The sequence below is a fragment of the Paenibacillus sp. 10L310 genome (assembly GCF_056395745.1).
In genome coordinates, this window is record NZ_JBFTKC010000007.1 from 1 (window position 1) to 12,048 (window position 12,048).

Consider the following 12,048-nt stretch of genomic DNA (forward strand, 5'->3'; position numbering starts at 1 on the left):
TTGCAGAAAGGCCAGCCCTACCAAGTGTAATCCATATTTAACCAAAACCTCCATACCCGTGGAGGTTATTCGTGTTGGTCGGAAAAAGTATACCACGAAAAGAGAACTCATCCAACCAGAAATGCTTGACAAACATTAGCTGGTTTTTGGTAGGTCTATATAATTTAATGACTAAAATTGTGGAGGCGAAATAACTGGAGAATATACTTACAGTATTAAAAGTGAAACATTACTATTTTTTTGATAATTTTATCATTTAATGAAACATTATGGGATATTTCACGTCTTAACTTATGAAGTGTTTTATTTTAATACTCTGATTGAAAGGAGGTCAAACTTTGAAGCAAGTATCCATCATCCTTATGATTTCTCTTATTCTATTTGGGTGCTCCAATCCTTCAATGGACAATTCTAATGCTCCTGATCAAATGCAAAGAGATGGTGATCAAATGATAGCGAGCAAACAAATTGGGGAATATGAGCTCCAATTGATCATTGAAGAAACAAAAGATCATACCTTCATTTTTCAACCAGGAATAAAGTATATAGGGATTGAAGCAGATAATGAAATTCTTCATTCCAAGCAAATCCTCGATGTAGATTTGCAAATAGATGGCGAGACAATTCTGCCACCAAGGTCAAGCACAAGTGAAGGGTTAACAACGAAATTAATGAAAGACCACTGGTATTCCGAAAAGTATGAGATCACATTAACATCAGAGCAAATTGAACAAATTAAGAATTCAGACGTAGATATTGTTCTAAATGCAGTATTCCAATCTGATCAGTCAAGCTTTGAAGACGAGAAAAAAATAATAATTAGTGCAGAAGAAGTTCTAGTAAACTAAACACTTGTAGGAGGTAAGTATGGGTCTCAAAAGAATCATTGCATTATTATTTAGTGTATCTCTTACATTATCTATTAGTGGAGTAATGTATGCTGAGAACGTAGAGAAAGATAGTCAAGCCCTTATCAATCAAAAGTACAACTTAGAGGAAAAGTTCAGAGATGAATTTGGCTTTAAAAACAATAATTATCAACTCCTATCTATTGAAAACGAGTCTTCTGTTCAAAAATATGGAGTTCATTTAACAGCTCAGGAAGAGGCGGAAATGGACAGAAGAGTTGAGGTTGAACAAAAATTTATACCTGACTTTGAAAAAGCGATCAGGGATTCATCTTTATCCAAAAATTACGCAGGAATGTATATACAACAAGCTCCTGAACACAAAATTATAGTAAGATTTACAGGGGAACCAACTAAACGTTTTATTAATAACAATCAAGAAGGAGAGTCATTTGTCGAAAATTTAAATCTTATTGTATCCAGACAAACTATAGATGCTGCTTATTTACTCTCCCCGAATGAGATTGTATATGAAACAGTCGAATATAGCGAAGAGCAACTAATGGGATTTGTAGATAATATCGTTAGTAAACTCAATCTTTTAAAAGAGAAAAATGTAAATGTTACAAAAATTCATTCTGACTTTCCTAACCAAAAAGTTGTGGTGTCGCTCGGAAATGATCTAAGTACTGAAAATCAAGAAATTATTCAATCCATGTTTAGCACATATCCACTTGATTTTAATGGGGACCTTGGACTAATTGAAGAAACTGCAAGAAATACGTATACAGGAACGATTATGGGTGGTCATGAGATAAACAGCACTGGAAAGTGTACGGCTGGTGTACCGGCAAAATCAAGATCAAATGGAAATCTGTTTCTCATAACCGCAGGCCATTGCGCAGATCAAGGAACAAATTTTCGTCAAGGAGGATATCTTCTTGGACCAATGTCTAATGTTTTCATGGGCTCCTATGTAGATTCAGGGGCTATAAGGTTAAGTGGTGGAAATCATACCCCAAGTAATGTCATTTACAATACCTCGGGAATTAATCCTGGAAACCCTACTAGACTCACGGGAGTTCAAGCTATTTCCTCCAGTAAAATAGGTGAAACTGTCATTAAATCAGGAGCAACGACAGACACAACTACTGGAACATTACAAGGCAAAGATGTATATTTCACTAGTAGCACAGGCCCTGGCAGATATCTTTTTGAAACAAGCACAATTTCACAGCCGGGTGACAGTGGATCACCTGTATTTGCAGGATCCGGTTTTAAAGGAATTGTTCACGGAAGAATTTTAAGCAATGATAGCATGTTATATTCTCATGCAGAAAGAATTTTGAATGGATTGAATATGGACCTCTATGTTCCATAAATAATCGTTTTGAATAGACAAACATTGAAATCGAAAATCTAGAGTCGTTAATCAACGACTCTAGATTTTTTTTATAGCGTTCAGGAAAGCTGCATTCACGAGGGGAAAAGCTTGAATCTCTGTAAGTGGTAATAAATAAACAGTCAGTGCAAATAATCAATAATTCAACTTATATAGTTGTATTCATTTTACAGGGCAATCGGATGTGTAGTGTGGAATATACATTTGTAACTAAGCGTCATCCTGCCGATTACGGGTTATTTTGTTGCATACAGATGATCTGTGGTAAAATGTCGTTAGCTGTGACGTCCGGAGCGTCCGTTGTTACGGGTGCCGGGCGATCTTGTTGTGAAAGAATGTTTAAAATTAGGGAGAAATAGAGAGACAACCTAGGAGGAACTACTGTATGAGTGAACTGAAATACAAATTGCTTGCATTGGATATGGATGGAACATTACTTAACGATAATCATGAAATTACACAGGAGACCGCCAAGTGGATTCAAATTGCCATTCGTCGGGGTGTACATGTGTGCCTTTCTACGGGAAGAGCGGTATTCCACGCCATGCCTTATGCGGTCCAGCTTGGGCTGGAGACACCGATGGTTACTGTTAATGGCAGTGAGGTCTGGAAAGCCCCGCATGATCTGCATATGCGTCATCTGATGGACCCGGCATTGATTCGCAAAATGCAGGAGATTGGTGAGAAATATAATAGCTGGTACTGGGCATACTCCGTGGAAGAACTCTTCAATCGTGACCGCTGGACGGACAACATTGAAGGTCTGGAATGGTTGAAATTCGGCTTCAATACGGAAGTGGATGAAGTGCGTCACCAGATCATGATGGAACTGCAACAAATGGGCGGTCTGCAAATGACCAACTCCTCACCCGTTAATATTGAGATCAACCCTGCCGGCGTATCCAAAGCCAGTGGTGTAGCTGAAGTCTGCAAGCTGCTGGGCATCGAGATGTCCGAAGTTGTTGCTGTCGGAGACAGTTTGAATGATCTGGCTGTCATTGAGGCCGTTGGTCTTGGTGTAGCGATGGGTAATGCGCAGGAGCAGGTGAAGGAAGCGGCTGATCTGATCGTAGCGAGTAACAATGAAGACGGCATCGTCGAAGTGATCCGTGAACATATTTTGAAGGGGGAGTAACCTTTGCTCGCAACCGTTGCCTGGATTTTAATTGTGCTGCTGTTTGCAGTGGGGATGGCTGGAACGGTATATCCCATACTGCCTGGTGCTGTAGCGATTTTCTTCGCGTTTCTGGTCTACGGCTGGTTCTTCAGCTTTGATCCGTTTGGTGTGTGGTTCTGGATCATTCAGATTCTGATTGTTGTTGTGTTGTTTGTGGCTGATTATGTCGTCAGTGCATGGGGCGTGAAGAAGTTCGGTGGCTCCAAGTTATCAACAACGCTGAGTACCATTGGTGTTATCATTGGCCCATTTGTCATTCCGGCATTTGGACTGGTGCTGGGACCATTTATCGGTGCATTTATCGGGGAACTGATCGGAGGGTCTTCACCTTCCAAAGCGTCGAAAGTTGGATTTGGTTCCGTTGTGGGGCTATTTACGAGTACTGTGATGAAAATTATTTTGCAAATCGTCATGATTGTTCTCTTTATTATCTGGGTGGTAAGATTCGCCTAAACGTTCAGGATTAGCTTCAACGGGATGCACGTCCGGTGTGGAGGAAAGAAGGGGAATTCGTTTGTCTAAGAAAGAAACATTCATTAGGGGTACGCTCATTCTGGCGGCCGCTGCACTGATCGCAAGAGTACTCGGATTGGTTCAACGGGTGCCGCTGGAGCATATCCTCGGCGATATCGGTAACGCATCTTTTACCATCTCCAATACGGTATATTTAATGCTGTTAACTGTAGCAACGGCGGGCATACCGAGTACACTTAGTAAGATGGTATCGGAACGTTATGCGCTCGGACGCGCGAGTGAAGCCCAACAGATCTACCGTGCAGCCCTGATCTTTGCCGCTGTGGCCGGGGTAGTCATGTCTGCTTTGTTGTGGTTCGCTGCACCTTATTATGCTACGTATGTGTCCAAAGTACCGGAGTCGGTCAGCGCCATTCGCGCCTTGGCTCCAGCGTTACTACTTTTCCCGGCTATTGCGATGATGCGTGGATATTTCCAAGGACGCGGCAACATGACAGCGGGTGGTATTTCACAGATTGTTGAACAGTTCGCCCGTGTAGGTACAGCCATTATCGTGGCTTATGTCATGCTGCAATGGAATTATGATGACCAGACGATTGCTGCAGGTGCTTCATTTGGTGGGGTATTAGGAAGTGTGGGTGCCTTCGGTGTCATGCTGTACTTCACCTTGAAGCTACGTCGTAGCGACCGTGCGGCCCAATTGAATTACGAGCGTGCAGAGCAGTTACCGATGCGAGGTATCTACAGTGATATCTTTAAGCTGTCTATTCCAATTGTGCTGTCTTCACTTGCGGTTCCAGCCATTAACTTCATCGATTCATCCCTTGTGGTACCGCTGCTTAGTGGCCAGATCGGACTCGAAGAAGCGACTGGTGTACTTGCGATCCTGGGTGCGAAAGCCCAAAGTATTGCGGGTATTCCTCCGATTCTGGCTATCGCTTTGAGTCAATCATTGGTGCCTGTCATATCGGCAGCATTTGCCCGCAAGGATGAAGCGCATCTGAAAAGTCAGGTTACACTTGCCTTGCGCATTTCGATTCTGACTGGTATGCCGATTGTCATTGCACTTTGTGCGGCAGCGTATTCGGTCAACGGATTGCTGTTTACCAATCTGGATGGAACGCCGATCATTGCCTTGTTAACATTCGGTACCATTTTCCAGATTACGATGATGACCACCAACTCTATTTTACTAGGGGTAGGGAAACCGCGGATTACGATGATCAGTGTCGCAGCAGGTGTTGTGATCAAACTGATCGCAAGTCTGATTCTGGCGCCGATCTTCGGCATTTACGGCATCATTATTGCAACGGCCCTCTGCTTCTTGGTCATCACGTACCTGAATCTGCGGGTCCTTCGCAAAATCGTTGATTTCTCCATCATGGGAGATCGTTGGAAAGGATTTATCATTACGGTCTTGCTTGCAGCAGGTGTAGGATTTGCAACGAACTGGATTGGCAATACGATCTTTGGATTGTTCCTGCCAGCGCGTGTATCCTTCTTGCTTACCTGCCTTGTGGTTGGTTTGCTTGTTGTGGTGGTGTATCTGGTTCTCATGGTTGTGCTGCGTGTACTGCGCAAGGACGAGCTGGGCAGTTACCCCCGTATTCTGCAAAAAATTCTTCGTCCACTTATGCGTCTTCAACGTGGAGCTGGGCAAAGAGGTTAAACATGCAAGGAGCATCATCCATGCTCCAATATTTTGTGAAAATAGGATACAAGCTCTGTCTGCTATTGAAGCGGACAGGGCTTTTTGTTTAGCTAAGGAGAGCTGAGCGACTGAACTCGACATTAGCCCAGCAAGCGAGGATTAGCGGTACATCGGATATCACATCATCCGTCTTTGCCTGCTCTATATAGTCTTCAGCATTAGTGTGTGATAGCTTTAGCATCATGAGCCAGTGCTGTTTTCAGCATGCCATACCGGTGTTCGTGACTCATCTCAAACAGCCATGGGCGACGCGGTGCCGTCAGATAACCGAGACAATCCCGAGTCTGAAGCCAGTCCTGTCTGGTGATCGGTTCATAAGGCGTGTCCCCCCATACGGAGAGCAGTTCCGGACTATATAATCGTTGCCCTTCTGGAAGCCATTCTTCATCCATTAGCTCCTGAGCATAAAGTGTATGTTCCCCTGCCTCGTCTTCACGATTGGTAAACAGCCCAGGCCAATATTCAGCGCGCGAGCCACGATGGGGAACCAAGCGTGCGAACTCCAACACTTGTGTGTGTACTTGCTCCACGCCAAACAACAGGGCATATAGCCCTTTACCAAACATGATTCGCTCATCTAGTTTGCCAAAATGTTCAATGACGCGTCCTGCGAGTCCTGCTCCCTGTCCAAGAGGAAAGACGATATGATTCAGACCGGCCAGATTATGCAGATGGAATGCGGGTTTGGAAAGTACTTCTTTTTGAAAATAAGGATGTTGCACCACCCGGCTCTCGATATAGTTCTGCTCATTAATAATTAATGCCACACTTAGCAGTGAACTGCATCGTTCCAGCCAAAAGCGTTCCCAAAACGGCGTCATAAACGCCGATACGTGAAAGTGCGACAAGAGATGGAAACAGCTACGTCCGATCCGGCGACTGTTCATATACAGCAGAAGCTGGGGATAGGCATCCTGGAAAATGAGTGCATTGCACCGCTCCAGCAGCCGATACATATGCTCGCGATCGCTTTGATTCTGTAGATTATGCATTAAGTCACTCTGAAGATCTGTCATGTGATATCCGCCGTTGCGAGAGACTATATGGGCCAGTAGTGCCCAATGCAGTTCGGGATATTGCTCATAACATTCCAGATAGGCTGCCGTGCGGGTGATATTACTCCGATTGTGCTCCTGAGTCAGTGTCTTAATCTCTTCCAGAATGATGCAATCTTCTTCGCAGACGAGTGCGCTTTGAACCTGGTCCGTGCGTGTAAAAGATTTGTTGCTGGTAGGTAACAAGCGCTCCACCTCAGACTGTAAGGCAGCTGCCGTATCGGTATCCCACTCGATGTCACGCAATGGGTGACGAAGCTGTGCTGAAGCTTGCCATGCAGCCTGTTTGCCACGCCAGATTTCACGGGCAGCACCCGGAATGGAACGGACCATCTGCAGAAGGGACCCGTGATGTTGTTCGCTGGAAGAATCGGTTCTGGTGGAAGTCATGATGTGACATCCTTTCATGATGTTCTGGGTTTATTTTCACAGACCATGTGGTTATTCTAAGTATGCGCTGATTATTTGACTTCCACTCGCCAATTTGCTTCACTTAGGGTAAGACAAGGTACAGAAAGGGAGATGAACTGAATGGAACAGATTACTTCCAAACCGGCTTTTGATGTAGCCATCCAATCCCCACGTTTGACGATTGCCGTATTCAAGGCACACTGGTGTGGTGACTGCAAATACATCGATCCGTTTATGCCTGAGGTTGAAGAGAAATATGCACGTGAACTGACCTTGATTGAGGTCGACGTGGATCAGGTTGGAACCGTTAGTGAAGAGCAGAATATTCTTGGCATTCCAAGCTTTGTGGCGTATACAGATGGCCGCGAACTCGTACGGTATGTGAACAAGCTGCGCAAGTCCAGAGAAGAGATTGAGCAGTTCCTGGATCGCGCAGTTGAGGTGTACAACACGATTCATAAATAATGTTATACAAGCTCAACTTTTACACAGGCACTCCGATGACAGAATAACCTTCCGATCGCTGTTATCCCCAGATTTCTTTGATCCCTTTTATAAAGGGGAGAAATCCGGGGATAAAGGCGAAGCATATGCTTCCGATGTAGCTTTCTTTCAGAAAGCTTTTAGCTCCGCTTCTTCAGGCTATTTCTGTCCTCTCCGTTATTGTGTAGATGTTTCATTGAACTTATATAAAAGTATGACAGGTTCATGTTGTAAAAGGGTATACTAGATGAAACGCCATTTCTCTTGAAATAGGGAAATGGCGTTTGCGTTTGTGTGTTCAGGATTCTGTTTAAGACACAATTGAACTGGCATATCCCTCAATTACATATCCTCAATGACCTGCGGGTCATTATTTCACCAGACGTTAACATTTTGTCACAAAGCGCGACGTCAATGAACATTTTATCCGGTATAATGAATTTAGTTGTGAAATAAGTGTCAAAGTACCGAAACAAGCGGAGAATATTCTTCGCCATCTTAAACCAACAGCGGGTGAGAAAAAATTGAAACACTTAACTTTGTTTAAATGGTTAACCGTATTAACCTGTCTTGTCATGTTTCTGGCTACTTTTGGTGGAGGCATCGTAACCAAAACGGAATCAGGCCTTGGCTGCGGAACAGAATGGCCTTTATGTAACGGAAAACTCGTTCCCGCACATACTGTGGCTTCACTCATTGAATATTCCCATCGCGCTGTAAGTGCACTGGCTGGACTGTTGTCCATTGCCTCGTTTGTTGCTTTTCTGCGGTTTGGCAAATCACGCCGTGACCTGCAATTGTTTTCTTTCTTAACTCTGGTATTTGTTATCGTCCAGGGAATCATGGGGGCTTTTGCCGTTGTCTTCTCCCAATCTTCAGCAGTCATGGCACTGCATTTTGGTTTTGCACTGATCGCTTTTGCGAGTTCTCTAATGATGGCGCTGGGCATAAGGCAGGAGGCAAAAGATGGCGGATTGGAGCGCCTGAATAAATACCCTCGGGTTAGCAAAAAATTCAGGAATCTGGTCTGGTTCTCCACCATTTACACATATCTCGTGGTATACACAGGTGCATTTGTGAGTCACACGGATTCTGCCGGCGGATGTTCTGGATTTCCGCTTTGTAACGGTCAGATTATTCCTGAGCTTTCGGGTGGGGTAGCGGTTGCTTTTGCTCACCGTGCAGCAGCTGCGTCGCTCGTGATTGTTATCGCGATCCTGGGTCACTTCGCTTACCGTAATCATCCGGACAACAAGGAAATGCGTACTCTGGGTGTGGTATCCGTTGTTCTTATTCTCATGCAAGTAGTCATTGGTATTTTCATGATGGTGACAATGAACCGTCCGGAAGTATACATGTTCGTAGCTCTTGCTCATATGCTGGATATCGCCATATTGTTCGGAGTCTTAACGTATATGAGTTTCCTGGTGTACAAGCTACATCGCCCGGCTAATCGTTTTTAAATATGAAAGTCCACCATCCAGTGATGTACATCATTGGACAGGTGGACTTTGTTTGATGTCAGAGGGATCAGGGCAACCTATGGCAAGCAGCAATTACACGGAATGAATGATGCTTCGTTTACGGTGATGAATTCTTGTTGATTTGGAAAAGAGGAGGTTAGATATGCTGCGAACGTTGTTGGGGGAAAAGCCGCGTATAAACGAAGGTAAATTGAAAGCAGCGATGGACGCAATGGCGCATACGCTTGAGCTATTTCAACGACAAATGCATGTGGACCATGATCCCACGCATGACTATCGGAAACTGTATGTGTGGACTCAGGGACTCATCTCCTCACTGGATGAACTGGAGCAAAGCTGTTTCGCTGCTGCTCATTTTCGTAAAAAGGTCGTTGCAGGTTCAACGGATGATATGACGCCGACTGAAAAAGCCGAGTATGCACGTTATGTGTATTTCTACAAAGATGGCTTTATCCGCTGCTTTGCCATTCTGGATAAAGTCGGCACAGTATTAAATGAAATATTCCAGCTGAATACTTCCAATACCAAAGCGCATTTTTCTTATTTTACTGTGTTAAGGCAGTTCGACTATGCAAGGGAGCATCATGATCTTGCATTGCAATTAATACAGATCAAGGACTCTTATCGTGAACCGATGAGCAAGCTGCGCAAGCGACGTAATATGGAAATTCACTACATGAACTCAGAAATGCACGATGACCTGTGGCAGTTACACCAGACCTTGCAAGGTAAAGTGAAATTGGAGGATCTGAATCAGCATGTGCAGGAAATGCGTCAGGGCGTGGATATGGTCTGTGAAACGTTAACAGCCTCTTATAGTTATATCAATAAAATATGGAAAAGAAATAATTCCCTTTGACAAATCGGAATACTTGGAATATACTGAGTTTCAATCGAATGTTACATGGATATAACTGATATTTCGGAAGTTACGTTCACATTATAAAGCATAAACTACATGAACTTATAAAATCCTACAACAACATATTTCTTATCGAGAGCGGCGGAGGGACAGGCCCGATGAAGCCCGGCAACCGATTTGTAATGACATGATACATGTATCATTCGTTATAGATGTTAGGTGCTAATTCCTACAAAATGGTGCAAGACACGATTTTGGCAGATGAGAAGGTATATTCTTTCACGTGAAGAGCCCTCTTTGTATCTGCAAAGGGCTCTTTTTTTGTACTTTAGGGGGAGTTTTCCTTTAGATCGGGTAAAGATACATGTAGGTGGTTGGAAAGGGGCAAGTGCGATTGATTGAATTAAAAGGTTTAACGAAAACGTACGGCAAAGGAACAAAATCTACAACAGCGTTATCCGAGTTGAATTTGAGCATCCAAAAGGGCGAAATCTACGGAGTGATTGGCCATTCCGGAGCGGGCAAAAGCACATTGATTCGCTGTATTAATTTGCTGGAACGGCCTACGGAGGGTGAGGTATGGGTTGACGGAATTAACCTGACTGAACTGAGCAAAACCGAATTGCAGCAACAGAGACGCAAGATCGGAATGATTTTTCAACACTTTAATCTGTTATCCTCGGCAACGGTATATGACAATGTAGCTTTTCCACTAAAACTTGTGAATACACCCAAGGAAGTCATTGATCGCAAAGTGAAGGAAATGCTCGCACTGGTTGGTCTGGAGCACCATAGCAGCAAATATCCGGCTCAATTATCGGGTGGCCAAAAACAACGTGTAGGGATTGCGAGAGCACTTGCAAGTGACCCAAATGTTCTTCTCTGTGATGAGGCTACTTCGGCACTTGATCCGCAGACGACAAATTCAATCCTTAAGTTATTACTCGACATTAATGAAAAGTACAACCTTACGATTGTGCTGATCACACATGAGATGCATGTCATTCAGAACATCTGTGACAAGGTGGCTGTCATTCATCAAGGTGGCATTGTGGAACAAGGACCTGTTACAGACGTGTTCCTGAAGCCGCAGCATGCGATTACGCGGGACTTCATGATGCGTGACCATGAAGCTGGACTTGCTCTGGAAGAGACCGCTCTGGCAAATGCAGGCGTTGAATTGCAGGCAGGTGCTGCTTCCAAACTTGTGAAGATATCCTTTCTGGGTAACAAAACGTATGAAGCGATTTTGTCTAGAACGGTACGTAAAACAGGCGTGGATTTTGCCATCCTGCAAGGTACAATCTCTACGATCAAACAGGTTCCTTATGGGCAGCTGACCGTTCGGTTCGAGGGTGATTCAAATGCGATTGATCGGACGATATCAGAATTAACCGCTGAGGGACTTGATGTGGAGGTGCTTCGTTAGATGGATTTTTCAACCGTACGTTGGGAAGAGGTTGGTAAAGCTTCCATAGAGACACTGCAAATTTTGGGTGTATCAGGCTTGTTTACCGTTATCTTAGGTTTACCGCTCGGAGTACTGCTGTTCATGACAGCCCGATCTGCTTCGATTAAGTCACGGGCAGTGTACACTATACTATCCCTGATTGTGAATATTTTGCGCTCAGTCCCATTTATCATATTGATTGTTGCTCTTATTCCATTCACTCGTATACTCGTCGGTACAGCTACGGGGGTGCTCGGCGTTATACCTCCTTTGGTGATTTCAGCAGCTCCTTATTTTGCTCGTTTGGTGGAGACGACGTTGCGAGAAGTTGATCGTGGTGTCATTGAAGCGGCACAGTCGATGGGTGCATCGACCGGACAGATTGTAAGACGGGTGTTACTGCCTGAGGCACTGCCTGGACTGCTTGCTGGTATAACGATCACCATTGTTACGCTCGTCTCCTATACGGCGATGGCGGGCATGGTTGGCGGTGGAGGTCTGGGAACACTGGCAATCAACTATGGATACTTCCGTTATCAAAATGAAATTATGATCATATCCGTAGTGTCGATGATCATTCTAGTGCAAATTCTCCAGATGGCTGGAGATCGCTTGGTTACATTTTTCACCAGGAAATAACACATAGATAACATGATGGATATGCATTAATGCAGATGCCACATGACAAAAT

Annotated in this window: 11 protein-coding genes and 1 riboswitch; of the genes, 10 read left to right on the top strand and 1 reads right to left on the bottom strand. The window is 44.2% G+C overall.

All coding sequences use genetic code 11. The annotated features are described in order from the left end of the window. Positions 1–338: 338 nt before the first annotated feature. The 5 genes from AC1DE7_RS16645 (at position 339) to AC1DE7_RS16665 (ending at position 5,570) form a co-directional block, all read left to right on the top strand. Entirely contained in the window at positions 339–848 is a 510-nt protein-coding gene (locus tag AC1DE7_RS16645) for a hypothetical protein (protein ID WP_477534826.1), read from the top strand. 19 nt (positions 849–867) lie between these two features. Beyond that, on the top strand, positions 868–2,229 hold the full coding sequence (locus AC1DE7_RS16650) for a S1 family peptidase (RefSeq protein ID WP_477534827.1): 1,362 nt from the start codon (positions 868–870) through the stop codon (positions 2,227–2,229). Positions 2,230–2,635: 406 nt separating this feature from the next. Further along, positions 2,636–3,385 (top strand): Cof-type HAD-IIB family hydrolase, encoded by a 750-nt coding sequence (locus AC1DE7_RS16655; protein ID WP_047841303.1) that lies wholly within the window; start codon positions 2,636–2,638, stop codon positions 3,383–3,385. Between the two features lie 54 nt (positions 3,386–3,439). Then, positions 3,440–3,880, top strand: a complete 441-nt coding sequence (locus AC1DE7_RS16660; protein WP_047841365.1) for a DUF456 domain-containing protein — start codon at positions 3,440–3,442, stop codon at positions 3,878–3,880. A gap of 61 nt (positions 3,881–3,941) precedes the next feature. After that, positions 3,942–5,570: a putative polysaccharide biosynthesis protein gene (locus AC1DE7_RS16665; protein ID WP_076328978.1), complete on the top strand. Its 1,629-nt coding sequence runs from the start codon at positions 3,942–3,944 to the stop codon at positions 5,568–5,570. 200 nt (positions 5,571–5,770) lie between these two features. Here AC1DE7_RS16665 and AC1DE7_RS16670 read toward each other — a convergent pair whose 3' ends face one another. Beyond that, positions 5,771–7,057 carry a DUF2515 family protein gene (locus AC1DE7_RS16670; RefSeq protein WP_477534828.1) on the bottom strand — a complete coding sequence of 429 codons (1,287 nt, stop codon included), beginning with the start codon at positions 7,055–7,057 and terminating at the stop codon, positions 5,771–5,773. Positions 7,058–7,198: 141 nt separating this feature from the next. Between AC1DE7_RS16670 and AC1DE7_RS16675 the strand changes: the two genes are divergently transcribed. The 5 genes from AC1DE7_RS16675 to AC1DE7_RS16695 all read left to right on the top strand — a co-directional run bounded on the left by AC1DE7_RS16675 (position 7,199) and on the right by AC1DE7_RS16695 (position 11,996). Continuing rightward, positions 7,199–7,543 carry a thioredoxin family protein gene (locus AC1DE7_RS16675; RefSeq protein WP_477534829.1) on the top strand — a complete coding sequence of 115 codons (345 nt, stop codon included), beginning with the start codon at positions 7,199–7,201 and terminating at the stop codon, positions 7,541–7,543. A 593-nt stretch (positions 7,544–8,136) separates the two neighbouring features. Continuing rightward, positions 8,137–9,024 carry a COX15/CtaA family protein gene (locus AC1DE7_RS16680; protein ID WP_243391500.1) on the top strand — a complete coding sequence of 296 codons (888 nt, stop codon included), beginning with the start codon at positions 8,137–8,139 and terminating at the stop codon, positions 9,022–9,024. Between the two features lie 163 nt (positions 9,025–9,187). Then, the gene (locus tag AC1DE7_RS16685; protein ID WP_017692405.1) at positions 9,188–9,904 is read left to right on the top strand and encodes a Cthe_2314 family HEPN domain-containing protein; all 717 of its coding nucleotides are present in this window, start codon (positions 9,188–9,190) and stop codon (positions 9,902–9,904) included. Positions 9,905–10,033: 129 nt separating this feature from the next. Further along, positions 10,034–10,175, top strand: a riboswitch (SAM riboswitch). A gap of 126 nt (positions 10,176–10,301) precedes the next feature. Next, complete coding sequence (locus tag AC1DE7_RS16690; RefSeq protein WP_036605746.1) at positions 10,302–11,336, top strand: methionine ABC transporter ATP-binding protein; 1,035 nt, start codon at positions 10,302–10,304, stop codon at positions 11,334–11,336. Beyond that, complete coding sequence (locus AC1DE7_RS16695; protein WP_036673326.1) at positions 11,337–11,996, top strand: methionine ABC transporter permease; 660 nt, start codon at positions 11,337–11,339, stop codon at positions 11,994–11,996. It abuts the gene before it with no gap. Positions 11,997–12,048: the final 52 nt, after the last annotated feature.

What these genes read in the sequence shown, in the direction of transcription:
- AC1DE7_RS16650 (WP_477534827.1), top strand. Translation starts at nt 868, where the DNA reads ATGGGTCTCAAAAGAATCATTGCATTATTATTTAGTGTATCTCTTACA.
- AC1DE7_RS16655 (WP_047841303.1), top strand. Translation starts at nt 2,636, where the DNA reads ATGAGTGAACTGAAATACAAATTGCTTGCATTGGATATGGATGGAACA.
- AC1DE7_RS16660 (WP_047841365.1), top strand. Translation starts at nt 3,440, where the DNA reads ATGGCTGGAACGGTATATCCCATACTGCCTGGTGCTGTAGCGATTTTC.
- AC1DE7_RS16670 (WP_477534828.1), bottom strand. Translation starts at nt 7,057, where the DNA reads ATGACTTCCACCAGAACCGATTCTTCCAGCGAACAACATCACGGGTCC.
- AC1DE7_RS16675 (WP_477534829.1), top strand. Translation starts at nt 7,199, where the DNA reads ATGGAACAGATTACTTCCAAACCGGCTTTTGATGTAGCCATCCAATCC.
- AC1DE7_RS16680 (WP_243391500.1), top strand. Translation starts at nt 8,137, where the DNA reads ATGTTTCTGGCTACTTTTGGTGGAGGCATCGTAACCAAAACGGAATCA.
- AC1DE7_RS16685 (WP_017692405.1), top strand. Translation starts at nt 9,188, where the DNA reads ATGCTGCGAACGTTGTTGGGGGAAAAGCCGCGTATAAACGAAGGTAAA.
- AC1DE7_RS16695 (WP_036673326.1), top strand. Translation starts at nt 11,337, where the DNA reads ATGGATTTTTCAACCGTACGTTGGGAAGAGGTTGGTAAAGCTTCCATA.